The organism is Burkholderia sp. AU19243, assembly GCF_018148075.1.
Classification (GTDB): domain Bacteria; phylum Pseudomonadota; class Gammaproteobacteria; order Burkholderiales; family Burkholderiaceae; genus Burkholderia; species Burkholderia latens_A.
Genome location: NZ_JAGSTV010000002.1, coordinates 219,343 through 244,086, shown reverse-complemented (window position 1 = coordinate 244,086; position 24,744 = coordinate 219,343). Strand labels below are relative to the sequence as shown.

Here is a 24,744-nt window from a genome sequence, read left to right as displayed (position 1 = left end):
CAAACGCGGCGTGCCGCCATGCGACGACCGCTTCTTACTCATTCGCCGGCGCACCGCGTTTCTGCTGCAACTTCGCCGGCAGCCGCCAGGTGCCGCTGCGCCGCAAGCCGTCGACGAATTTCACGCGCTCGTCCGGTGTCAGCGTCGCCGCAAAGTCGACGACACTGCGCTCGACCTGCGCACGCAATGCACTGTCGGCCGCTCGCGTCCGTTCCAGCGCCGCGTCGATCGCCGTACGATCGAGTTGCGGCGCGGCGAGCAGGTCCAGCACCGTGATACGCCCGTCGCGCCCTTCCCGCGCGAAATCCCGGCCGTCCTTGCGCGCCGCCTTCAGTGCCGCCGCGAACTCGCGCTGACGCGCGTCGGGCAATTCGTCCGCGGCGAAACGCAGGGCCGTGCGCGGCGCGGGACCGCCGGCCGCACGCAGGTCGCGATGCGTCGAGAACCACTGATACGCGCCGCCGCCGATCGCGCCGAGCATGAACACGTTCAACACGACCGAGCCGACGAGAACGAATTTCCAGTTGCGTTCGCTCATTCGTCCGCTCCGTCGATGCTCGGGCCGCCGAACGTCGTCGTCAGATAGACGGGCTCGTGTTGCACGATCGGCGCGCTGCCGAGCATCAGCATCGACACGGCCACCGCGCCGGCGAGCGCACCGGCCAGCCCGACGCCCGCGAACGCGGCGCCCGACCACCACACTCTGCCGCGACGTCGCGCGCGTTGCGGCGCCGGCGCCGTTGCGACGATGCGTTCGACCAGCGCCGGCGCGGGCGGCGCAACCGTGTCCTGCATCAGCCATGCATCGAGCTCGGCGGCTTCGTCGAGCGCTTCCAGTGCGTCGCGCGGATGCGCGTGCGCCCACGCTTCGGCCGCCGCGCGTTCGGCTTGCGGCCAGCGCCGCGCATCCGAGCCGTACGCGGCGACGATGGTACGGAATCGTTCGGGTGTCATCGCTTGTCCTCGCTAGGTGAGTCACCGGCCAGTTGCGCGCGCAAGTTGCGCCTCGCGCGCGCGAGCAGGCTTTCCAGCGCATCGACGGTGATGCCCATCAGGTTGGCCGCTTCGACGTTCGACATCTCCTGATAGTACTGGAGCACGAGCGCTTCCCGCTGCCGGGGCGGCAACGCGGCAAGCGCAGCGCGCACGCGCACGTCGCGCGAGCGCAGTTCCGCGTGCGCGGCCGGCTCGGGTTGCGTGTCGGCCACGTCGGGCAGCGTGTCAACCGGCTCCTCGCGCCGTCCGCGCAAGCGGTCGTAGCACAGATTCAGCACGACGCGATGCAGCCACGTGTCGAAACGGGCTTCGCCGTCGCGCCAGCGCGGCGCATGATTCCAGATACGTAAAAAGGTTTCCTGCGCAACGTCCTCCGCTTCGCTGCGGTCGCCGAGCATGCGTGTTGCCAGCGCAAGCAGACGCGGCAGCTTGCGCGCGACGAGCACGCGCACGGCCGATGCATCGCGCGCACCGACTCGCGCGACGAGTTCCGCGTCCGGATCGGCGTCGCTCAACGCGCACGGCTCCGCAACGTGCGGCACGCATGCGGCAGGCTGCCGGCGGACACGTCCGCGATCCGCCTGATGCTCATCGTCGTACTCTCCTTGCATGCGTCGGGCCGCCGCGTCGACAGCGTGTGATGCGACGCGCGCGGGCTCGGCATTGTCGGTCTCATCGATATCCGTTCCGAGCGGCATGTCGATTCCGTCGATCGCGCGCCGGCCGGCGCGATCAATATACGACGACCGGCGCGGGCCGGTAATACACCGGACGCGCCGGCACCACGACGCAACCTGTCAGCGCGACGGCTGCGGCTATCACGATCAACACGGTTCTGACGGGCATGGGTCGACTCGCAAGGTTACGTGAGGGCATGCGATCGCGCGAACGCGGCGCATCGCACGGCGTCGTGCGTGTCACGCCCAGTGTCCCGGCACCCAGCGCCAGTCGGGACCGCGCGCGACCCAGTGCCCCGGCACCCAGTGATAACCGGCACGCACTGCCTGCCAATGCCCGGGAATCCATACGTAGCGGCCGTGCCGCCAGTGCCAGTGACCTTGGTCCCACACATAACCCGCGCGCGGCGCCGGCATCACTTCGACGCGGGGCGGCGGCGGTGCGACGGGCGCAACGACGATCGTCTGCGCGAACACGGCGGACGTTGCGAGCGCGGCCGCGCATCCCGCGGCAAACCGTAATGAAATGGAAGGTTTCATGAAAGACTCCGAAGCATCGTGGATCGAATGTCCATGGCCGGAAGCGGCCGTTCATCCGTTAAACGGCGCATGCGATCCGAATCCGTCGCTGCATCGGCAGAAAATTTTCGCAGCGCGGCGGCAGACCGCGCGCGCATTGCATGCGGCGTGCACGGCTTGCGCGGCGTGCGGCCCGATTACCGTCTGTCACAACCCGGCAAAACTGCGCTTCGACAATGCACGTCACCGGGATCCCGCTCGTTTCCGGCCCACGCCCCGGACGCGCTCGCGCGCGGCCGCGCGGTTCCACATCTCGCGTACCATCAAACGAAAATACGATCATGTCGAACCAGGACAACTTCCCTGCCGAGCCGAACGAGCCGGCCGCTTCCGTCTCGCGTCGCGGCTTCCTGAAACTGGCCGGCGTCTCCGGCCTCGCGACCGCCGCGAGCGGGCTCGCGACCGCCCGTGCCGCTGCGTCGGCGCCGGACGGCACGCCCGAACAGGTGCACCTGACGTGGGGCAACGACCCGGCGTCCGAGGTCGTGATCTCGTGGGCGTCGCTCGCGCCGGCCGTCAATCCGCGCGCGCGCATCGTCGCCGACGGCGAGCCGGCCCGCACCGTGCACGGCGTGCAGCGCCTCTACACCGACGGCCTGAACGGCGAGACCGTGTTCACATATCACGCACGCGTGCACGGCCTGAAGCCGGACACGCGCTATCGCTACGAACTTACCGCCGACAACGACAGCAACGCCGCGCAGCCGTTCACCGCGACGTTTGCGACGGCGCCGCGCGGCCGCGCACCGTTCCGCTTCACGAGCTACGGCGACCTCGCGACACCGAACGGCGCGTGGGTGCTGTCGTCGCCGCAAAGCCGCTTCGCGGTGCAGGCCGTCGAGCAGTTCCAGCCGCTGTTTCACCTGCTGAACGGCGACCTCTGCTATGCAAACCTGAACCCGGCGCATCAGCCGGAAGTGTGGCGCGACTTTGGCAACAACAACCAGACGTCGGCCGCGAACCGCCCGTGGATGCCGTGCCCCGGCAACCACGAGATCGAATTCAACAACGGTCCGCAGGGGCTCGACTCGTACCTTGCGCGCTACACGCTGCCGGAGAACGGCACGCGCTTTCCGGGCCGCTGGTACAGCTTTCGCGTGAGCTCCGTGCTGTTCATCTCGCTCGATGCCGACGATGTGGTGTACCAGGACGCGGCCGCGTTCGTCGGTGGTCCCGCCCCGCTGGTGCCGGCTGCGAGCACGGGCCGGCCGCCGATCGAACCAGGCACGTCGTTCTACGTGCGTGGCTACAGCAACGGCGAGCAGACCCGCTGGCTCGAGCACACGCTGCGTCACGCGGCGCACGATGACGACATCGACTGGATCGTCGTGCAGATGCATCAGGACGCGCTGAGTTCGTCGAAGACGGGCAACGGATCGGACAAGGGCATTCGCGAGGCCTGGCTGCCGCTGTTCGATCGCTACGGCGTCGACCTCGTGCTGTGCGGCCACGATCACGACTACGAGCGCAGCTACCCTGTGCGCGGCTGCAATCATCGCGCGGGCGTCGATGCGTCGACCGGTGAAGTCGTCGAGACGCTGCAGCCGCGTCCGGTCGGCGCAACCGATCCGAACCGGACGACGTTCGACACGAGCCACGGTACGATCCATCTGATACTCGGCGGCGGCGGCACCAGCGCGCCGCTCGACGTATACGGCGAGAACCCGGCGACCGGCTACGCGCAGGCGAAGGTCTTCACGAAACCGAACCGGCCGGTGCCCGGCGCCGCGCCGAACACGTTCGTGCGCAAGCCGGCCGACGCGCTGGAGGATGCGATCTGGTCCGCGCGCCGCGATACGGGCACGGGTTACGGGATCGCCGTGTTCGACCACGACCCCGGCAAGCCCGGCGGCCACACGACGATCACGATGCGCTACTACCATGCGCCGGGCGCGGATCAGCATCCGACCGCGCAGTACGAACTGTTCGAGACGATCGAGCTCAGCAAGAAGCGCGGCGAACGCTGATACGACGGCCGCCCGCGGCGCTTCGGCGCGCCACGGGCGGCCGCGGTGGGCCGATATCGATCGGCGCACGCATGACGCGGGAACGGCGGCGCCGTCTAGTTCCGCGAGTCCAGCGCGATGCGCACGGCCAGCCCGGCGAGCACGGTGCCCATCAACCAGCGCTGCACGCGCGCCCACGCAGGCCGATCGGCAAGAAACCCGGCAATCGACCCGGCCATGCTCGCGATCAGCGCATTGACGCTGACGCTGACCGCGATCTGCACGCAGCCGAGTGCCAGCGATTGCGCAAGCACGCTGCCGCGCCCGGGCGAAATGAACTGCGGCAGCAGCGACAGGTACATCACCGCGATCTTCGGGTTCGCGAGATTCGTGACGAAGCCCATCGTGAAGAGCTTCGCGCCGCTGTCGTGCGGCAACTGCCGCACCTGAAACGCCGAACGGCCTCCGGGCTTCAGCGCCTGCCATGCGAGGTACAGCAGATACAGCGCACCGGCGACCCGCAGTGCGTCATACGCGTACGGCACCGTCAGCACCAGCGCGGTGATGCCGAATGCCGCGCAGAACATGTAGAACACGAACCCAAGCGCGACGCCGCCGAGCGATATCAGCCCTGCGCGCCGGCCCTGGCAGATCGAGCGGGAAATCAGATAGATCATGTTCGGGCCGGGCGTGACGACCATGCCGAGCGACACGAGTCCGAAGGCAACGAGGGTGGGCAAGGCAGGCACGGCGAGCTCCTTCAGGCGATGAAGTCGGACGAGTAGCGAACAATATATTTCATGCTGGAAGCACGCGGCATGAATAAGTTGCAAGCGTCGCATGCACGGGATTCAACGCGCCGTTCTGCGCTCCCGGCGCATTACCTGTCCTTTTTCGCGCACGGCCGGTGTGCTTTTCCGGCCTTCGTGCGCCGCGCGTCGACCAGCTTCACGAATGCGTCGGCCACCGCGTTGCCGGTCGCGTTCCACGACAGCCGCACGGAGCGGCGCAGCCGCGGCGAAAGCTCCAATACGCATCCGCCGAACCGCGTGTACGTGAGCGTGATACGCGGGACGATCGACACGCCCATCCCCGCCTCCGCCATCGCGAGAATCGTCCGCATCTCGACCACATTGAACGCAGCGTGCAGCAACGCACCGTTGCGCGCGAAGTAATCCGCGATCACCGGCCCGCATCCCGCCTTCGAAAAGATGAACGGCAGCGTCGACAGCAGTTTCGGCGATACGCTGCTGCGGCCGTCGAACATCCCGTCCGCGGCCACCGCGACGAAATCCTCGTCGAGCAGCGTCAGGTTGTGAGCGAACGTCTTCGTGCCGGCGACGACGCCGATATCGGCGGTGCCGTCTTCCAGCCAGCCTTCGACTTCCGCGTCCGTGCCTTCGAGCAGCACCGCCGTCACGCCGTCATGCGCGGCTTTCAACGCCTCGAGCGCGGGGACGACGAAGGCCAACGACACGCTCGGCAGCGACGCCACGACCAGCCGGCCTTCGAGCTTGCCCCGCGACAAACCGAACTGCTGGCGCAGCGTCTGCGCTTCGCGGACGACGTTCTGTACGTACGGCCATAGGCGCTCGCCGGCAGCGGTCAGCACGACCGGCTGGCGATCGCGCAACAGCAGCTTGACCTCCGTGAGATCCTCCAGTTCGGTCAGCGCGTGACTGATCGCCGACTGGCTGCGGTTGAGCCGCTCGGCCGCGGCCCTCAACGAGCCGAGTTCGACCACGGCCGCCAGGGCCTGCAACTGCGCAAGCGTCATTTCCCCCTCCTTGCTTCGACGCATGTACTTTTCACATGACAGCGTCGCACATCATGAACGATATTGAACAGACGCAACCGTATCGGGAGACGTTCGCCGCGCATTGCCGAGGCGACGCCCACCGCCTCGCGCGCCGGCGAGACGGGCCGCATCGCCACGCCGCGCGGCGGCGCAGCCGCCCGCTCAGCCACGATCCGCGAGACGCGTTAGACTGTCGCGATGGAACAATGCCGTTATTGCCAGAGAATCCGCGATGAATGGGATTGCCACGGCGACGAATGCCGCCGTGCGATCGCGAAGGCACTGCGCCGGCAGCGCGCGGGCCTGCCGATGGTGCCCGATCGCATCCGCAACGAGCTGCCGTCCGGTGCGCCGACTCAGCAGGTGATCGCAGTCCTGTCGCGCCAGCGCCTTCGCGCGCGCCGCGGCAACGAGGAACGCCGCGAGCGCAAGGAAATCGACGACGCCGACGGCGTCTGATCCCGCACCGTAAGCCCGTCCACCCCTGCGCCGGCGCGTGCCGACGCCGTCTCGCGCACGTTCGCGAAGGTTGCCGTTTCCGCAACGCCGAGCGGGGACGGACCACATTTATTCGTGAATTATTGTCTCGTTCGCAAGAATCTTTCGCTCGAATCCACGTTTACCCTAGAAGCACCGACGCCTACGATGAAATCAATCGCTCACGACACGGTGTCGCCAGCGAAGTCAACAAAACATCGGAGGTCGTCATGAAGTCGCTCGTTTCCGCAGTCGTTGCCGCTGTCGCCCTGTCCGCTTCGTTCGGCGCTTTTGCACAAAGCACCGTGACCCGTGCGCAGGTGCGCAACGAACTCGTCCAGCTTGAAAACGCGGGTTACACGCCGGCGCAGTCGAGCCCGTACTACCCGGCCGACATCCAGGCCGCACAAGCGCGCGTGCACGCGGCCGACAACAGCGGCTACGGTGCGCAGCCGGCTCCTGCCGTCCAGGGCGGCGCGCCGGCCGTCAAGGTCCAGAACGCCCGCGATTCGGTCTACTTCGGCCACTAAGCCCGCCGCCGCGCACGCGCGCGGCCGTGCAGCTGTCACGAGCCCGTCCCGCGACGGGCTCGCGGCGTTTGTGCGGCACGCTTGCGGCGCGCATCGTCACCGGCTGCCGCCCGCCGCGATCCGAGCGGCGGCGTCCGCGGCAGCATCGCCGCCGAGCAATTCCTGATAACGCACGCACGCGCACTGCGCGGATGCCTTCGCCGCATACATCGCCGCGTCGGCCTTGACGAGCAACTCCTCCGCGGACGCGCCATCGGCCGGATATTCGCTCACGCCGATGCTCGCGCCGACGGCCAGCTGCCGCTCGCCGAACTCGAGCTGCTCGGCCATCACGCTCTGGATGCGCGACGCGATATCGTCAATCACGGCCGGCGAGCGCACGTCCGAAATCAGCACGATGAACTCGTCGCCGCCGAGCCGCGCGGCCATGTCGCCGCTGCGCAGCACCTGGTTCAACCGTTTCGCGACCGCGACGAGCGTCCGGTCGCCCGCCGCATGCCCGTGCTGGTCGTTGATCTGCTTGAAGCGGTCGAGATCGACGAACATCACCGCCAACCCCTCACGCACCGCGGCTGCATGCCGGATCGCGGCATCGAGATGCTCCATGAACAGCAGGCGGTTCGGCAACCCGGTCAGCGGATCGTGGCCGGCGAGATGCGTGAGCTCGAGTTGCTTCGCGCGCAGCATCGCGACCTGCGTGCGAATCTCGACGCGCATGCTGTCGAAGCAGCGCGCCAGCACGCCGATCTCGTCGGCGCGCGCGACCGGCAGCCGCTCGGCGGCCGGATCGTCGAACACATGGGTCGCCGCGCGCGCGAGCATCTGCAGCGGCCGGGTGATCGCGCGAGCGAACAGGATCGCGAGGATCACCGCGGCCAGGCTCATCAGGAACACCATCCGGATGATCCGCTCGCCGAGAATCGCACCGGGCGCCAGCACGTCGATGAGCGGGCGCGCCATGCCGAGCACGACGAAACGGTTGCCCTCGCTTTTGCCGAACGGCGTGCGCACGAACGCCAGCATCTGCCCCGGCGCATCGTCGGGTTGCGCCAGCCCGTCGAGCGTCACGTTCGTGCGCGAACCGGTGAACAGCAGCCGCGTGGCGGGAAAGCTCTCCTGCATCAGCACGCGCCGCCCGCGATCGAAACCGAATGTCTGCGACGGATCGGGATGCACGATGAAGTCGCCCCATTTGTTCGCGAGATACACCACATAGTCCGGCGGCAAATCGCGCTCGAGCCGATCGAATACGCGTGACAGTTCGATGTCGACGATCAGCGCGCCGACAACGCGGCCTGCCGCGTCGACAACCGGCGTGCCCACGCGCAGGATCGGCAGCCCCTCGGCCGCATGCGCCCCCGTTTCGTGGTTGATCGCGATCGGCGACAGGTAAATATGGCCGGGCGCCGTCGCGAACGTCTCGAATACGTAAGGAAACTGCCCCTTCTCCTGAAACGCGCTCTCGGGCAGCACGACGATGCCGCGCGCGTCACGGTCGACTCGAAGCCGTTCAAGCCCGAAGTGCGCGCGTGCGATCAGGCGAATCTGCAGATACTCGGGGTGGTTGCGCATGAAGCTGCAATAAACCTGCTCGAGCCGCGCACGCGCCGCGCGATCGGGGGTGTCGGTGCCTGCAACAAGCGCCGATGACGGCAACTGCGCTAGCACGAGTGCATCGTCGGCCACGTCGGACAGCGCGGTCGTGAAGCGCTGCGCGAGCAATTGCGTCGACATCAACAGGCTGTGCTGCGCCTCCTGCACGAGCATCGTCCGGTTCGCACGGTACGCGTAATAGCCGGTCGTGCCGGACGCGATCACGCCGATGCATGCAAAGAGCACCGACAGCTTCGACGTAAGCCCGAGCCTGATCATTTGCCGAACTGCGCCGGCCGGTCGCCCGACACGATGCGGCTCCACAGCGATTCGCGCCGCGCGATGTCCTCGACCGGCTGGATCCATACGAGATGCGAGCGAGCGGCGTCGAGACCGGCGGGCGACCGGAGCGTATTCGCGAGCCCCTGGCGTTCGGTCAGCAGCGCGCCGATCGCCGGCTCGAGCATGTAGTTGATCCACGCGAACGCGAGCGCGCGGCGCTCCGCACCGCGCGTGACACCCCAGCAATCGAGCCAAGCGAGCGCCCCTTCGTCCGGAATCACATAGCCGACGTCCGCGCCGGCGCGGCGCAATTGCTCGACCTGCTGCGTGCCGTAGTTGCCGAACATCAGCGCCGCGCGATGCTGGACGAACAGCGCGGTCGCTTCTTCCGGAAGCGTGTAATACGTAAGCAGGTTGCGCCGCAGGTCGATCAGCTTGTGTGCGACGGCAAGCGTTTGCGCGGGCGACAGATGGAACGGATCGGCGTAGCCGAGCGCGAGCGCGGTGAACGAAAAATTATGTTGCGCGCTGTTGAAGTCGAGCACCTTGCCACGGTAATGGGGATTCCAGAGTTCGAGCATCGAGTGCGGTGCGGCCGGCACCTGCGTGCGATCGTAGATCAATCCCATCGACGAATATGTGAACGGGATCCCGTACGCTGCGCCGTTGTGCACGAGCCCGCCGATCGTCGCGAGCTGCTGGAAGTTCGGCAGTTGCCGACGCCGGTTCGGGATCTGCGACAGGTCGATCGGCGTGAGCAGCCCTTCGCGCGCGTAGCGCTGGATCTCGGCCGTGTTCGCCGCGAGCACGTCATACGGCGGCGGCGACGCGCTATGCATGCGCGTCCACAACGCTTCGTCGGAATCGACGAACGTCACTTCGACGCGCACATGAAATTGCGTCTCAAATGCATTGACGACGTCGGTATCCGCATAGCCCGGCCATGCGAGCACACGCAGCACGACGTCAGTGTTGGTCTCGGGAGAAGCGGCGCATGCGGACGCACCCGACAAGCCCAGTGCGAACACGACGAGCACCCCGCATACGGCACGGCGCGCACGCCGACACGCGCGGATGTCGATAAGTAGTCGGTCCCCGGCCGAATTCCCCGAATGCATTCGACTGTCCTTTTTTGAGTCGAAGCGAGATCGTGCAACAAGACCATAAAAAATTTTGCCGCGCAATTGGAACAAGCCGCACGAACACCGTGTTCGCGGCCATCCAACGCGGCGCGTGTGCACGCATTCGGTTGCGTATCGTCGCGTGCGCACGCATACCGACGCACGAACCGGCAATGATCAGGTGAAAGCGTTTGCACGCCGATCGAGACAACGTTGCGCCATGCGCCGTCGTGCAGCGGGCGCCTACACGCGTTACATTGCAAGCCCCTTTGCTCCTTCTGCGTACTCCCAATCCATGAGCGCATTGCCCTACCTCGATCACGCCGCGCTGCTGACGCTCGCGGCCGAAGCCGCCGCCATCGACCAGCCGTGCGTCTGCACGAAAACGTCGCTCGCCGGCTGGACAAGCCTGCCGCTGTCGTTGCAACACGCGCAGCTCGTCGAAGTGGCGACGCTCGCGCCGCCCGGCGAGCCGGAGCCCGCCTACGACGAGTACCATCCGGCCGGCACGCGCTACTGGTCCGACGACGCGCCGATCGCGCCACGCCACTTCCCGTACAACCGCTGCAACGTCAGCCGCTGCACATCGTGCGCGCGCCTGTTCCTGCGCTATCAGGAAGGTGGCGGCTACTTCATCGACCAGCGGATCCGCGCGCTCGATCACGCGCTGATCGTCGACGCATAAGCGTTATCAGCACGCACGCGCCCGCGCAACACGCGCGCGCAATTCAATGAATCCCCGACATTTCGTGCAACGCGCACGCAAGCGTCGCGCGGACGGCATCGACGATGTGCGCCCGTGCGCCGACGTGAGACGACAGCAGGACCATCCTGCATCCGACATTTGCGTTCGGGCCGCGCAAGTTCGCGACCGCGATCGGCGGCGCGGCCGAGCAGCGCACGGCGAGCAACTGTCACGACGTGGTGCTGAAACGCGAGCGCAACGCGGCCGGACACCGCGCGGACGAGAAATGAAAACGGGCGACCCGTCACCCGGGCCGCCCGTCCGATGAATCGCACATCCGGCGCCCGCCGTGCCGCGGGCGCCACCGCTCAGCGCGCCGCGACGGACTTGCCGAACGCGCCGAGGATCTTCTTCTCGAGCGCGATGTAGTCGCGGCCGAAGTGGTGGTCGCCTCCGGTCCTGATCACGTCGGCGCCGGTATTCGCGAGTGCCGGGCACATCGTGTCCTTCTCTTGCGCGCCGTAGAAACACTGCACGAGCTGCGGCGGCACCTTCGCGATTTCCGGCGCGACCTTCAGCGCGTTGTCGCTCGCCGGCATCCCGAGCCAGCCCGTCACGCGGATCTGGAAATCCGCGGCCGGCGCGAAGCCGAGCAGCGACATCACCGAAACCTTGTCGCGCAGGTCGGCAGGCAGCCGGTTGTACGCGAACGGCATCACGTCCGCACCGAACGAGTAGCCGACGAGCGCGACACGGTTCGCATGCCAGCGCGCCATGTACGTGCGCATCACGCGCGCGAGGTCGCGGCTCACCTGCGCCGGCGGCTTCTCGCTCCAGAAGTAGCGCAGGCTGTCGATGCCGACAACCGACACGCCGTCGCGCTGCAGCGCCTCGGCGATCGTCTTGTCGAGATCGCGCCAGCCGCCGTCGCCCGAGATCACGATCGCAAGACGCTCCGTGCCGCCCTTCGCCGGCAGTTCGACGAGCGGCAGATCCGACACGTCGAGTTCGTCGCTGCTGCTGGTGTCGTGCAGATGCGACGTGACGAGCGACACGAGCTTCGCGCCGTCGCCGGCCGCGGCCGTTTCGACGAAGCCCGGCATCGCGCGGCGCACGATCGTCGGATCGGGCGGGCACGGCTTGAAGCGCGCATCGAGCTTCGCGGCCGGATCGACCGATACGACGCCGGCAATCGTGTTCTCCGGCGCCATCGACAGGATCTGCTTCGCGATCGCACCGCCCTGGCCCACGCCCGCGACGATCGGCGTGTAATAGCGTGCCGATTGCATCAGCCGTTCGAGCTGATGGCTGACCGCCTCGGCGTCGCCGTCGAGGTGGTGACAGGTTTCCTGCTTCGCGGCGAGGTTCGCCGCATAGCGCTCCGAATCCACGCCGACCGTCATAGCACCCGCCTTCGCGAGCGTGTCGGCCGCCTGCTGGTCGGCCGCGCCCCACCCGCGTCCACGCGAGAACAGCACGACGAAACCGCGCAGCGGGCCGTTCGGCTTCGTCACGATCACGGGGCCGTAGCGGCCGCCCGACACCGTTTCCGGTTGCGTCGCCGGCTGCGCGGCGAGCGCGGCGCCGGCCAGCATCATTCCCGCGCAGGCGACTGCCGCCCGCGCGATACCCTTCTTCACCATCATGAGCGCCGACCTCCAGCCAGCAGGGACAGATCCGCGAGCGTGACGAACACGCCGACCGAGCCGGAGGCCGCGAGATAGCGCGGCTCCCAGTGCGGCTCGAACTTGCTCTTGAAAGCACGCAAGCCACGGAAGTTGTAAAAGCGGCCGCCGAAGCGCCAGACCATCAGCCCGAACCGGTGCCACGGCGACGGCATCTTCGCCGCCCCCATTCCCGAGAACGGCGCGATGCCCAGGCTCAGCTTGCGGAATCCCGCTTCCTTCAGATGCAGCGCGAGCTGCGTAAACAAATACTCCATCGCATACGGCGACGCTTCCGGCAGATGACGCATCACGCCGACCGTCGCCTCGGTGTTGAGGTCGGTCGTCATGAACGTGACGAACGCGATCGGTTTGTCGGCTTGCCGCACCAGCATCACCGACTGGGTCGCGAGATAGCCCTCGTGGAAGGCGGCCACGGAGAAGCTCTTTTCGCGCGCGTCGCGGCTGTCGAGCCAGCCGTCGGAGATGTCGCGCAACGCCGGCAGCGCGGCCGGCACGTCGGCCGGCGCGATCACCTCGACCGACAGCGCATCCTTGTCGCCGCGGCGCAGCGCATAACGCAGATGTGACCGGTTCGAGCCCTTCAGGTCGAACCGGTCGAGCGCGATGTGCGCTTCCTCGCCGAGCTTCATCAGCGTGAGCCCGGCATCGAGATACAGCGGCAGCGCGTTCGCACGCACTTGATAGAACGCCGCGCGCCCGCTGTGTGCGTGCGCGAGCGCGATGAACTTGCTGATCAGCGCCGGCCATTCCTCGCGCGGTCCGACCGGATCGTGCAGCGCGGCCCACGTGCGGCCGTTCTTCGCGTACATCAGGAACGCGCGGCGCGATTCGGAGAACAGGAACGACTTGTCGCCCATCAGCGCGAGGCCCGCATCGCTGCATTCCTGCGCGCGGATGATCCGCTCCGCGTCGAGCAGATCCTGCTCGGCCGGCTTCACGAAGCGGCCGGGCGCCGGCCGCAGCAATTGCCACAGCGCGAACATCGCGACGAACACGCCGGCTGCCAGCGTCGCCCGCAACGCGCGGGGCGCACGTGCGTCGAACGAGAAATGCGACCACAGATCGCGCGTGTACGGCACGTCGCGGAACGCGAAGCACAGCACCCACACCGCGAGGATCAGCACGAGCGTCACCGACACGAACCAGCTCACGGTGAAGCGCTCGGCGAGCAGCGACGAATGACGGTTGAAGCGGCGCCGGCTGACGAGCAGCAGCACCAGCAGCGTGCCGAGCACGCCAGCCTCGACGAACGCAAGCCCCTTCGCGAGCGACAGCGCGAGACTCGCGAGCGTCAGCGCGAAGGTCATCCACCATGCGCCGTCGAGGCGCCGCAGCAGCCCGCGCGCGACGAACAGCAGCGCGACGCCCAGCACGCTGCAGATCACCTGCGAGCCTTCGAGCACCCACAGCGGCACGATGTTGCGCAGGATCGCGATCCGGTGCCAGAACGCGGGCGTTGCGCTCGAAATCACCAGCATCCCGCCGACCGCGAACGTCACGAGGCTCAGGAACAGCGGCGCCAGTTGCGACACGCGCGCAGCCTGCCGCGACACGAGCCGGCGCCGCAGCGCGCGCCCTTCGAAGGCAGCCAGCAGGCCGGCCGACAGCACGAGCGGCACGCCGAAGTAGATTGCGCGATACGCGATCAGCGCGGCGACCATCGCGTGCGCGGGCACCTCGCGGCCCAGCGTGAACACCATCGCAGCTTCGAACACGCCGATCCCGCCCGGCGTATGGCCGATCATCCCGAGCAGCAGTGCAGCCGCGTACACGGTGATGAAGGTCGGGAAGCCGACCGGCGCGGCCGGCAACAGCACCCACAACGTGAGGCCGGCGGCCACGACGTCGAGCACCGCGTAGACGACCTGCGCAACGAGATCGCGCCGCGCCGGCACGTCGAATGCGAGCCATTTGAAGCGCGTAACGACCGGGCGCGCGGTGTGGCCGCACAGCGCGACCATGCCGGCCAGCACGACGAGCAGTGCGGCGCCGCCCCACGTGAGCACGCCGGGCGCGACGTGCAGCATTGCAGCAAGCGTCTGCGGCACGCAAACCATGCCGATCGCGGTCATCAACACCATTGCGAGCGCGAGCGTGCCGCTCGTGAACACCGTCATCCGCCCGATCTGCGCAGGCGTGACGCCCGACACGCCGTACACGCGCGCGCGCACGGCGCCGCCCGTAAGCGCGCCGAACCCGGTCGCGTTGCCGAGCGCCGAGCCGGCGATCGCGCCGATCCACAGCGCGGCGCGCGGTACTTTCGCGCCGACGTAGCGCAGGCCGACCGCATCGCGAGCGACGAGCGCGAGATAGCTCAGCGCAGTCGCGGCGAGCGACGCGCCCCACTCGCCGACGGTCATGTGGCGAAGCTGACGGATCACCGACCGGTAGTCGACGGATTCGGACAAGTGCTGGAAAACCACGATCAGCAGCAAGCCGATGCCGAGTGCGAGCAGCGGCGACAGCACGCGCTCGTGGCGGATCAGCGCCGAAACACGGGCGATCGCCGACGCGGCACGGCCGGGCGGACCAGGGCGACGGGAAGACATAGGTTATTCGTGCAGGTGCATAGCATGTCGCGGCGCGGGACGGCCGGGCGGCGACGAATCGGGTTGTTCTGCGTGGGCGGTCGCCCGAAAGCAGAGGCAGGCGACGCCTGGATCAGAAATTACAAGTATACGGACTTTATATTACAGAATGTTTCACATTCGCTTTGTGCGGATTTGTGATGTCGTGCGTATCAAAATCGCATAAAGAAAGGGCGTCCACGGACGCACGGTGCGCATCATACCGGGAACGCGGGCGGTTTTTTCATCAGATGAATGACTTGTGATGCATTTGGGAGAAATCTGCCGGGCCGCGCCCGTGGAACGAGGAGGAAAACACGATGGCGCCGCGCGTTTCGGAATGGGGACGGGTCGATTCGATGGGCCCGCCGACGCGGACGGACGTCACTACGCGTCACTTCGCGCGCTCATGCTCCCCCAACCCGATCGTTTTGTAGTCGTAAGTCGGGTAGAACTCCGTCCGGTACACGCCCCAGGCCGTATCCTCGAGCACGCGATTGACCTCGCGCAACCGCGACGCCGGCAGCCGCAGCACGACGATTTGCCCGATTCCCATCGTTACCGTCCAGCTCACCACCTCGACGCCCGGCGGCGGAAACGCCTTGTAGAACCCCTGTTTCGCCAGCTGCGCGTTCAGCTCCGCGAGCGGGCGCGACTCGTCGTGTTTCAGGAACACGGTGAGCAGTACCGCGTTGTCGGGCGTCGCGACAGCCGAGCCGGCCGGCACCGTCGATGTCTCGCCGATGGCCGGTGCGCCGGGAATCGCGGCGGCGGCCAGCGCGGCGACCATCACGAGCGTTCGAATCGGAAAATTCGGGAACAGGATCATCGCGCGACTCCATTGCTTGGTGGCGGAAGCCGCCATCATGCGCTACCGGATCGATCGTTGCAGCGAACCGGCCGATGCGGGCACGCGCTCAATACACGTCGCGCATGTACCGGCGCGCCTTCGCGAGCCGCGCGACGTAGTCGTTCGCGGCTTCGTCGGACATCCCGCCGTGCTCGGCCACGATCGCCTTCAGCGCTGTGTCGACGTCCTTCGCCATCCGCGCGGCGTCGCCGCACACGTAGAAGTGCGCGCCCTCTTCCAGCCACCTGTACAGCTCGGCGCCCTGCTCGCGCATCCGGTCCTGCACGTAGATCTTGTCGGCCTGATCGCGCGAGAACGCGAGATCGAGCCGCGTGAGCAACCCGCTGTCGCGCATCGCCGTGAGTTCGTCGCCGTAGTAGAAGTCGGTCTGCGCGTGCTGCTCGCCGAAGAACAGCCAGTTGCGCCCGCGCGCGCCGCGTGCCTGCCGCTCGTGCAGGAAGCCGCGGAACGGCGCGACGCCGGTGCCCGGCCCGACCATCACGACCGGCACGTCGCCGTTCACCGGCGGCCGGAAATGCGCGGACTTCTGCACGAACACCGGCACGCGGCCATCGTCCGCGCGATCGGCGAGGAACGTCGATGCGACGCCTTTGCGCGCACGACGACCGTTGTGATAGCGCACGGCCGACACCGTCAGATGAATTTCGCCGCGATGCGCGCTGGGGCTCGATGCGATCGAATACAGGCGCGGCTGCAACCGCTTCAGCATCCCGACCAATTCCGCGCCCGACAACTCGACCGGGAATTCATGCAGCACGTCCGCAAGCTGTTGTCCCCACAACCATTGCTTCAGGTCGGCCTTGCGGTCGTCGGCGAGTAACGCGTTCAGTGCGCCGTTTGCGCTGCGCGACGCGATGAACGCAAGCGTATCCGGGTGCGGGCGCGTGATGTCGAAGTGGCGTGCAAGGGCGTCGGCGAGGCGCATGTCGCCGACTCCCGCGACCGAGACAGGCGCGTCGGCCTTCAGCGCGGTGACCGACAGCAACTCGTCGACCAGTTCCGGGCAGTTGGTCGGCCACACGCCGAGCGCGTCGCCGGCTTCGTATTCAAGGTTCGCGCCTTCGGTCGACAGCGACACGTAACGCGTGTCCTTCGCGGCGCCCGGGCGATTCAGCCGCAGGTTCGCGACGAGTCTCGACGGCGCCGGGTGCGCTTTGGTCGGCAACAGTCCGGACGCGCTCAAGCCGGTGGCCGGCACCGCGTGCAGCGCCGCATCCGCCTCCTTGATCCGCGCGACGACGCGTTCGAGCCATTGGTCCGCGTCGCGCTGGAATTCGACGTCGCAATCGACGCGCGCACACAGCCGCGCCGCACCGAGTTCGGCCAGCCGCGCATCGAGCCGGCGGCCGTGTCCGCAAAACTGGTCGTAGTTGCGATCGCCGAACGCGAGCACCGCGAAGTGCACACCGTCGAGGCGCGCGGCGCTGCCGGCCTGCAGCGCGTCCCAGAACTCGCTGCCGTTGTCAGGGGGATCGCCGTCGCCGAACGTGCTCGTCATCAGCAGCACGTACTGCGCACCGGCCAGCGACGCGACCGGATAGTCGGACATGCACGCGGTACGAATCTCGAAGCCCGCGTTCATCAACTGCGTCGCGTAATCCTCGGTCAACGATTCGATGTTGCCCGTCTGCGACGCCCACAGCAGCGTGACCTTCGGCCGCGCGCGCACGATGCGTACGCCGCCGGACGCGGCGGCGTCGCCAGGCAGCGCAGGCGCCGCGCCATCCGCGGCGTGCGCCGGCACCGCACGGCTGAACAGCCCCGCGAGCATCCCGTCGAGCCAGAGCCGCACCGGCGGCGCAAGCGGCGCGCCGGCCGGCAGCACCGGTACGCCGCCTTCGCGGCCCCCGGCGCTCGCCTTCAGCCCGCTGACGAAGCCGGCCACGTACAGACGCTCTGCGTCGGACAGCGGCGGCGGCGCAAAATCGGCCACGCCGAGCGCGGCCGCGAAAGTGTCGAGGTCTGCCATGTCGGTTTCCTGTGATGCCGCACTCGACACCGTCGCGGGCACGAGCGGCGCGCCGGCCGCGGACGCATCGGGTCGCGCGGCTGTGTGGTCCGCGGACGCAAACGCATCCGTGTCGACGCGGGTCAGCGCGACCGCGCAATATTTGAGTTCGGGTTGCTGCGATTCAGGGTCTATCGCATCGTGGGTCACCGCGTTGATGCACAGATCGTCGCCGTACACGTCGTTCCAGTGCATCGGCGCGAAGCAGTTGCCGCGCCGCACGCGCTCGGTGACGACGGCCGGCAGCACCGCGCGCCCGCGTGCCGAGCGGATCTCGACACTGTCTTTCGTCGCGATGCCGAGCGCGCTCGCGTCATCCGGATGCAGTTCGACGAACGGGCGCGGATTGAGCTTGTTCAGAATCCCGACCTTGCCTGTCTTCGTCATCGTGTGCCATTGATGCTGCAGCCGCCCGGTGTTCAGCACGATCGGGAACGTATCGTCCGGCAGCTCGGCCGGCGCGACGTGCGGCCGTGCGAAGAAGCGCGCCTTGCCCGACGGCGTCGGGAACGCGACGCGCGGCGCGTCGTGCCCGTCGGCCGCCGCGCGCGGCGTCTGGCTCACGCCGTCGTTCAGGTAGCGGATCGGGTGCCGCTCGCGCGCGGCGCCCGGCGCGACCGGCCATTGCACCGGGCCGTCGCGCAGCGCCGCATGGCTCGCGCCGCGCAGGTCGTAGCCGGTCGCCGGATTCGAAAAGCGCACGATTTCATCAAATACGTCGGCCGCCGACGCATAGTCGAACGCATCGCCGAAGCCCATCGCGCGCGCGACTTCCGCGACGATGCGCCAGTCCGGCAGCGCGTCGCCGGGCGGCGCGATCGCGGCGCGCATCAGCGTCATGTTGCGTTCGGAATTGATCATCACGCCGTCGCCCTCGGCCCACAGCGCGCCGGGCAGCAGGATGTCCGCGTAGCGGTTCGTCTCGGTGTCGAGAAACGCGTCCTGCGCGATCACGACCTCGGCGGCCTGCAGCCCTGCGATCACCTTCTGCCGGTTCGGCACGGTTGCAACCGGGTTCGTGCAGACGATCCAGCACGCCTTGACGTCGCCGGCGGCCATCCGCTCGAACAGGTCGACCGTACCGTTGCCGGTTTCCCGGCGCAGCGTGCCGGCCGGCACGCGCCACAGGTTCTCGACGAAGCGCCGGTCTTCGTCGGACGCCACCGAGCGCTGGCCCGGCAAGCCCGCGCCCATGTAACCCATCTCGCGCCCGCCCATCGCATTCGGCTGGCCGGTCAGCGAGAACGGCCCGCTGCCCGGGCGGCAGATCTTGCCGGTCGCGAGATGCAGGTTGCAGATCGCATTGGTGTTCCACACGCCGTGCGTGCTCTGGTTCAGCCCCATCGTCCAGCAACTCGTCCATTCCTGCGCGTCGCCGATCCATTGCGCGGCCGTCAGGATGTCGGCCTGTTCGAGGCCCGTGATCTCGGCGACGCGTTCGGGCGTGTAATCGGCGAGGAACGCCGGCATCGCGTCCCAGCCTTCCGTGTACGCGTCGATGAACGCGGCATCGGTGCGCCCGTTCGCGTGCAGCAGGTGCAGGAGTCCGTTCGTCAGCGCGAGATCCGTGCCCGGCCGGATCTGCAGGAACAGGTCGGCCTTGTCGGCGGTGGCGGTGCGGCGCGGGTCGACGACGATCAGCTTCGCGCCGGCCTTCACGCGGTCCATCATCCGCAGGAACAGGATCGGGTGGCAGTCGGCCATGTTCGCGCCGATCACGAAGAACAGGTTCGCGCGGTCGAAATCCTGATACGACCCGGGTGGGCCATCGGCGCCGAGCGACTGCTTGTAGCCGGTGCTCGCGCTCGCCATGCACAGCCGAGAGTTCGACTCGATGTTGTTGGTGCCGACGAAGCCCTTCGCGAGCTTGTTCACGAGATACTGCGCCTCGATCGACATCTGCCCCGATACATAGAACGACAGCGCATCCGGCCCGTGCGTGTCGAGCACCGCGCGCAGCCGGCGCGCGGTCTGCGTGATCGCGTCGCGAACCGGCAGCGGCACGAGGTCGTCCTCGCGCGCATGCCGCACGAACGCGCGCTCGAGCCGGCCCGAGCGGCGCAGCGCGACGTGCGCGGACGAGCCTTTCGTGCACAGCCGTCCGAAGTTGGCCGGATGGTCGGAGTCGCCGGACACCTTGACGACCTCGCCATCCTCGACGTGCAGCACCATCCCGCAGCCGACGCCGCAGTACGGGCACACGCTCTTGACGGAAGTGGCGGTCATGCGCGTTCCTCGACGGTCACGCCGCCACCCACACGAAACCGTCCTCGACGCGTGACGGATACGCGCTCACCGATTGCTCGGGCGATTCGAGACATTCGCCGGTTCGCAGATCGAAATGCTGCTTGTACAGCGGCGATGCGACGACGATGCGCTCGCCGACGCTGCCGATCAGCCCGCGAGACATCACGGCCGCCTGCGACACAGGATCGACGTTGTCGATCGCGAACACCCCGCCTTCGGGATGCGCGACATGAAACACCGCGACCTGCTCGCCGTTGACGAGCGCGCATACGCCGGTGTTCGGCACGATGTCGTCGAGCGGGCACACGCGGATCCAGGACAGCGGAAGACGGTCGTTCATGATGGGCTCCTTCGCAAAGTTGCTCGTATCGGTCGGGATCAAACGGTTGCGGGTTCGGCGACGACCGGAATCGCGACAGGCTTGCCGCGCACGCGCTCGTCGGGCGTCGCGGGACGAATCTGCCCGCGGGTCTCGACGAACGCGATGGTCGTGTCGGGCGCGTCGCTGTTCACGAAGTGGCGGAAGCGCTTGCGCGTGTCCGGATCGGTGACGGCCTTCTTCCATTCGCATTCGTACGTGTCGACCACATGCTGCATGTCGGCTTCGAGTTCGGCCGCGATCCCGAGCTTGTCGTGCACGACGACGTCGATCAGGTAGTCGAGCCCGCCTTCGAGGTTGTCGCGCCACACGCTCGTGCGCTGCAGCCGGTCGGCCGTGCGCACGTAGAACATCAGGAAGCGGTCGATGTAGCGGATCAGCGTGTCGCGATCGAGGTCGGACGCGATCAGTTCCGCGTGGCGCGGCTTCATCCCGCCGTTGCCGCACACGTACAGGTTCCAGCCCTTCTCGGTCGCGATGATGCCGACGTCCTTGCCCTGGGCTTCCGCGCACTCGCGCGTGCAGCCCGACACGCCGAACTTGATCTTGTGCGGCGCGCGCAGCCCCTTGTAGCGGTGTTCGATGTCGATCGCGAGGCCGACCGAATCGTCGACGCCGTAGCGGCACCACGTCGAGCCGACGCACGACTTCACGGTGCGCACCGCCTTGCCGTATGCGTGGCCCGATTCGAAGCCGGCCGCGATCAGCTCTTCCCAGATCGACGGCAGTTGCTCGACGCGCGCGCCGAACAGGTCGACGCGCTGGCCGCCGGTGATCTTCGTGTAGAGCCCGTACTTCTTCGCGACCTGGCCGACTGCGATCAATCCTTCCGGCGTCACTTCGCCGCCCGGCATCCGCGGCACGACCGAATACGTGCCGTCGCGCTGGATGTTCGCGAGGTAGTAGTCGTTCGAATCCTGCAGCCCCGCATGCTCCTTCTTCAGCACGAATTCGTTGAAGCACGATGCGAGGATGCCGGCGACGGCCGGCTTGCACACGTCGCAGCCGAGGCCGCGGCCGTGCTTGCGCAGCAGGTCGTCGAACGTCGTGATCCGCTCGACGCGGATCAGATGGAACAGCTCCTGCCGCGAATGCGCGAAGTGCTCGCACAGATGGTTGTTGACGGCCAGGCCCTGCTTCTTCATCTCGGCCTTCATGATCTGCGTGACGAGCGGCACGCAGCCACCGCACGACGTGCCCGCACCCGTGCACGACTTCAGCGCGCCGAGGCTCGTCGCGCCGTCAGCCACCGCCGTGCAGATCTGCGACTTCGACACGTTGTTGCACGAGCAGATTTGTGCGCCTTCCGGCAGCGCGTCGACGCCGAGCGCAGGCTTCGCCGCGCCGTCCGACGACGGCAAAATCAGGAATTCGGGCTGCTCGGGCAGCTCGATGCGGTTCAGCATCATCTGCAGCAGCGTCCCGTATTCGGAGGCGTCGCCGACCATTACCGCACCATGCAGGAACTTGCCGCAGTCCGACACCACCAGCTTCTTGTAGACCTGGCGGCGCTCGTCCGCGTACTGGTACGTGCGGCTGCCGGCCGTCGCGCCGTGCGCGTCGCCGATGCTCGCGACGTCGACGCCCATCAGCTTCAGCTTGGTGCTCATGTCGGCGCCGGCGAACACGGCGCCGGCGTCGCCCGCGAGGTGCTTCGCGACCACACGCGCCATGTCGTAGCCCGGCGCGACGAGGCCATACACCATCCCGTTCCATGCCGCGCATTCGCCGATCGCGTAGATGTCCGCGTCGCTCGTACGGCATGCGTCGTCGATCGCGACGCCGCCGCGCGGGCCGATGTCGAGCCCGCACGCGCGGGCCAGTTCGTCGCGCGCGCGGATGCCCGCCGAGAACACGATCATGTCGGCGTCCAGATGCGACCCGTCCGCGAACGCCATCCGGTGCGCGCCGTCTTCGCCGTCGACGATCTCGAGCGTGTTCTTGCCTGTGTGCACGGTCACGCCGAGCGCCTCGATCTTCGCGCGCAGCATCCGGCCGCCGCCGTCGTCGACCTGCACGGCCATCAGCCGCGGCGCGAATTCCACCACGTGCGTATCGAGCCCCATGTCGCGCAGCGCTTTCGCGCACTCGAGGCCCAGCAGCCCGCCGCCGATCACCACGCCGCGCTTCGCCTGCGCGCCTGCGGCCTGCATCGCTTCGAGATCCTCGATGGTCCGGTACACGAAGCAGCCCGTGCGGTCGTGGCCCGGCACCGGCGGCACGAACGGGCGCGAGCCGGTCGCGAGCACCAGCTTGTCGTAGGCAAGCGTTTCGCCGGATGCGAGCGTGACGGTGTGCGCGGCGCGATCGATCGATGCGACGCGCGTGTTCAGGCGCAGATCGAACTGCGGATGCGTGTCGAAGAAGCCCGGCTCGACGAGCGACAGATCTTCCGCCGACTTGCCCGCGAAGAATTCGGACAGATGTACGCGGTCGTATGCCGGGCGCGGCTCTTCGCCGAGCACGGTGACCTGCAGCGGGTCGGCCGCGCCTGCATGCGTCGCCACGCATTCGAGGAGCTTGTGGCCGACCATCCCGTGGCCGATGACGATGAGTTTCATGGTGACGTCTCCCTCGGTCGATCAGTTCGCGGCGTTGGCGGCAGCCAGCGCGCGATCGCGCAGCGCGGCCTCGCGTGCCTTGTGTTCTTCGCTGAAGCGCACGGCCATCGCGCACAGCGCGGTCGCTGTGACGATCAGGCCGAGCATGCTCAGCGTGTACTGCACGTCGCCCATGCCCTTCAGCAGGAAGGACGCGGCTACCGCGCCGACGTTACCGCCCGCGCCGACGATCCCCGCGACGCCGCCGAGCGCGTTGCGATCGATGAAAGGCACGAGTGCGTAGGTCGCGCCGCACGCCATGTGCGTGAACAGGCCGAACGTGAGCATCGCGACGAGCGCCATGCCGATCCCCTGTGCATGCGAGAACCAGATGAGTCCGAGCCCTTCGCCGACGATCAGCGCGCACAGCAGCATCGCGCGCACGTCGAGGCTGAGGCGCGCGGCGACGCGGTCGGACAGCCAGCCGCCGAGCGCGCGCGCGAACAGCGCGAGCAGGCCGAACAGCCCGACCGCGAAACCGGCATCCTTCAGCGACAGCTTGAAGTGATCGACGTAGTACAGCGCGGCAATGTTGTGGATGAACACTTCGACGCCGAAGCATGCGCCGTATGTGACGAACAGCATCCACACGCGATAGTTGCCGCATGCGGTGAAGAAGCTCCCCCAGCCGCCCTTCTTGCCGCTGTCGACCGTCACGCCCTGCTTGCGCAGCGCGACGAAATCGCCTTGCGGGCAATCCTGCGTGAAGCGCCAGTACGCCCAGGCCATCGCCAGCATCGCGATTCCCGGCACGATCAGCGCGACACGCCACGACGCGTCGTCGCCGAAGCCGAGCATCACGCCGGCGGCAACGAGCAGCGGCATCATCGCCTGCGTCGCGCCCGCGCCCGCATTGCCCCAGCCGGCCGTCGTCGCGTTCGCGGTGCCGACCACGTTCGGCGCGAACATCACCGACGTGTGGTACTGCGTGATCACGAAGCCCGCGCCGATCGCGCCGATGCCGAGGCGGCAGATCAGGAACGACAGGTAGTCGTGCGTGAACGACACCGCGAACACGGGGATCGCGCCCATCAGGAGCAGGCCCGCATACACGCGGCGCGGGCCGAAGCGGTCGCACATCGGGCCGACCAGCAGCCGCACCGCGATCGTCGCGGCCACCGCGGCGATGTTGATGTTCGCGACCTGCGCGGCGGTGAGATGGAATTCGCGTGAAATCAGCGGCATCAGCGGCGCGCACGCGAACCACGCGAAGAAGCACACGAAGAATGCCATCCACGTCATGTGGAACGCGCGCATCGGCGCGGTGCGGAAGCTGAAGAGATCGATACGGGTTGCTTTGTCGGTCATGTCATCCGCCAAACGAAAAACGGCGTCCTGCGCACCCGGTCTCGTCGAGAGACCCGATGCGTAGGACGCCGTTGCCCATGAAGCCCGTTGCCGGGCGCGTCGGTATTCGGTACTGCGGACGGATCGCCATTGACCCGCCCGAACGACCTAACGCAAGCGACGTGCCATGTCGGCGTCCATCGCGCCGCGAGCCGCGCCGTACAAGGCGCACCGCGCATCGGGCGCGCCGCAGTGCTGCGTCGCGCGCTATCCGTCGCGATGCATCGAGGCACAGATGTGGTGCGCTGCAGCACTACCGGCGTGCGACTTCGCGGTGCGCGCTCACGGGACCCGATGCACAGCGATGCGGCATTGCGTGCGCGGCGGCGCCACCGCTGCATGCGTGTCGACGG

General features: G+C 67.7%; 19 protein-coding genes. 4 read left to right on the top strand and 15 right to left on the bottom strand.

What is annotated here, in order from left to right; all coding sequences use genetic code 11:
• Positions 1-34: 34 nt before the first annotated feature.
• From KDW55_RS04535 to KDW55_RS04520, 4 genes are all read right to left on the bottom strand, one after another.
• Positions 35-538, bottom strand: a complete 504-nt coding sequence (locus tag KDW55_RS04535; RefSeq protein WP_212160095.1) for a periplasmic heavy metal sensor — start codon at positions 536-538, stop codon at positions 35-37.
• Positions 535-954 (bottom strand): hypothetical protein, encoded by a 420-nt coding sequence (locus tag KDW55_RS04530; RefSeq protein ID WP_059547059.1) that lies wholly within the window; start codon positions 952-954, stop codon positions 535-537. The genes KDW55_RS04535 and KDW55_RS04530 overlap by 4 nt, the downstream gene beginning before the upstream one ends.
• Complete coding sequence (locus KDW55_RS04525) at positions 951-1,694, bottom strand: RNA polymerase sigma factor (protein WP_080294503.1); 744 nt, start codon at positions 1,692-1,694, stop codon at positions 951-953. The genes KDW55_RS04530 and KDW55_RS04525 overlap by 4 nt, the downstream gene beginning before the upstream one ends.
• A 219-nt stretch (positions 1,695-1,913) precedes the next feature.
• Positions 1,914-2,213 carry a YXWGXW repeat-containing protein gene (locus KDW55_RS04520; protein ID WP_069243032.1) on the bottom strand — a complete coding sequence of 100 codons (300 nt, stop codon included), beginning with the start codon at positions 2,211-2,213 and terminating at the stop codon, positions 1,914-1,916.
• Positions 2,214-2,533: 320 nt separating this feature from the next.
• Here KDW55_RS04520 and KDW55_RS04515 point away from each other — a divergent pair, with 320 nt between their 5' ends.
• Entirely contained in the window at positions 2,534-4,219 is a 1,686-nt protein-coding gene (locus tag KDW55_RS04515; protein ID WP_069243033.1) for a metallophosphoesterase family protein, read from the top strand.
• 95 nt (positions 4,220-4,314) lie between these two features.
• Here the strand turns inward: KDW55_RS04515 and KDW55_RS04510 are convergent, their stop codons facing one another.
• Positions 4,315-4,947, bottom strand: a complete 633-nt coding sequence (locus KDW55_RS04510; RefSeq protein WP_059547068.1) for a LysE family translocator — start codon at positions 4,945-4,947, stop codon at positions 4,315-4,317.
• Positions 4,948-5,078: 131 nt separating this feature from the next.
• On the bottom strand, positions 5,079-5,975 hold the full coding sequence (locus KDW55_RS04505) for a LysR family transcriptional regulator (protein ID WP_212197882.1): 897 nt from the start codon (positions 5,973-5,975) through the stop codon (positions 5,079-5,081).
• Positions 5,976-6,194: 219 nt separating this feature from the next.
• On the opposite strand from KDW55_RS04505, the gene KDW55_RS04500 reads away from it, so the two are divergent.
• Both KDW55_RS04500 and KDW55_RS04495 read left to right on the top strand, forming a co-directional pair.
• Positions 6,195-6,455, top strand: coding sequence for a hypothetical protein (locus KDW55_RS04500; RefSeq protein ID WP_006760082.1), 261 nt, complete (start codon positions 6,195-6,197; stop codon positions 6,453-6,455).
• Positions 6,456-6,703: 248 nt separating this feature from the next.
• The gene (locus tag KDW55_RS04495; RefSeq protein ID WP_069243034.1) at positions 6,704-7,003 is read left to right on the top strand and encodes a DUF4148 domain-containing protein; all 300 of its coding nucleotides are present in this window, start codon (positions 6,704-6,706) and stop codon (positions 7,001-7,003) included.
• Positions 7,004-7,099: 96 nt separating this feature from the next.
• Here KDW55_RS04495 and KDW55_RS04490 read toward each other — a convergent pair whose 3' ends face one another.
• Together KDW55_RS04490 and KDW55_RS04485 are read right to left on the bottom strand one after the other, a co-directional pair.
• Entirely contained in the window at positions 7,100-8,875 is a 1,776-nt protein-coding gene (locus tag KDW55_RS04490) for a sensor domain-containing diguanylate cyclase (protein ID WP_212160099.1), read from the bottom strand.
• On the bottom strand, positions 8,872-9,996 hold the full coding sequence (locus KDW55_RS04485; RefSeq protein WP_069243036.1) for an extracellular solute-binding protein: 1,125 nt from the start codon (positions 9,994-9,996) through the stop codon (positions 8,872-8,874). Before KDW55_RS04485 ends, KDW55_RS04490 begins: the two co-directional genes overlap by 4 nt.
• Before the next feature lie 298 nt (positions 9,997-10,294).
• Between KDW55_RS04485 and KDW55_RS04480 the strand changes: the two genes are divergently transcribed.
• A complete protein-coding gene (locus KDW55_RS04480; RefSeq protein ID WP_059547081.1) occupies positions 10,295-10,684 on the top strand; it encodes a hypothetical protein in 390 nt (129 codons plus the stop codon).
• A 368-nt stretch (positions 10,685-11,052) separates the two neighbouring features.
• On the opposite strand, the gene KDW55_RS04475 is transcribed toward KDW55_RS04480, so the two are convergent.
• The 7 genes from KDW55_RS04475 to KDW55_RS04445 all read right to left on the bottom strand — a co-directional run bounded on the left by KDW55_RS04475 (position 11,053) and on the right by KDW55_RS04445 (position 24,352).
• Positions 11,053-12,330 carry an AcvB/VirJ family lysyl-phosphatidylglycerol hydrolase gene (locus KDW55_RS04475; protein ID WP_040139959.1) on the bottom strand — a complete coding sequence of 426 codons (1,278 nt, stop codon included), beginning with the start codon at positions 12,328-12,330 and terminating at the stop codon, positions 11,053-11,055.
• The gene (gene mprF, locus KDW55_RS04470; RefSeq protein ID WP_040139961.1) at positions 12,327-14,921 is read right to left on the bottom strand and encodes a bifunctional lysylphosphatidylglycerol flippase/synthetase MprF; all 2,595 of its coding nucleotides are present in this window, start codon (positions 14,919-14,921) and stop codon (positions 12,327-12,329) included. The genes KDW55_RS04475 and mprF overlap by 4 nt, the downstream gene beginning before the upstream one ends.
• Before the next feature lie 412 nt (positions 14,922-15,333).
• Positions 15,334-15,768 (bottom strand): hypothetical protein, encoded by a 435-nt coding sequence (locus KDW55_RS04465; protein ID WP_040141158.1) that lies wholly within the window; start codon positions 15,766-15,768, stop codon positions 15,334-15,336.
• An 88-nt stretch (positions 15,769-15,856) separates the two neighbouring features.
• The gene (locus KDW55_RS04460) at positions 15,857-20,044 is read right to left on the bottom strand and encodes a bifunctional nitrate reductase/sulfite reductase flavoprotein subunit alpha (RefSeq protein ID WP_212160100.1); all 4,188 of its coding nucleotides are present in this window, start codon (positions 20,042-20,044) and stop codon (positions 15,857-15,859) included.
• 16 nt (positions 20,045-20,060) lie between these two features.
• Positions 20,061-20,405 carry a nitrite reductase small subunit NirD gene (gene nirD / locus KDW55_RS04455; protein ID WP_040141159.1) on the bottom strand — a complete coding sequence of 115 codons (345 nt, stop codon included), beginning with the start codon at positions 20,403-20,405 and terminating at the stop codon, positions 20,061-20,063.
• A 38-nt stretch (positions 20,406-20,443) separates the two neighbouring features.
• On the bottom strand, positions 20,444-23,005 hold the full coding sequence (nirB, locus tag KDW55_RS04450) for a nitrite reductase large subunit NirB (RefSeq protein WP_209822669.1): 2,562 nt from the start codon (positions 23,003-23,005) through the stop codon (positions 20,444-20,446).
• A 21-nt stretch (positions 23,006-23,026) separates the two neighbouring features.
• A complete protein-coding gene (locus KDW55_RS04445; protein ID WP_212197881.1) occupies positions 23,027-24,352 on the bottom strand; it encodes an MFS transporter in 1,326 nt (441 codons plus the stop codon).
• Between the last annotated feature and the right edge of the window lie 392 nt (positions 24,353-24,744).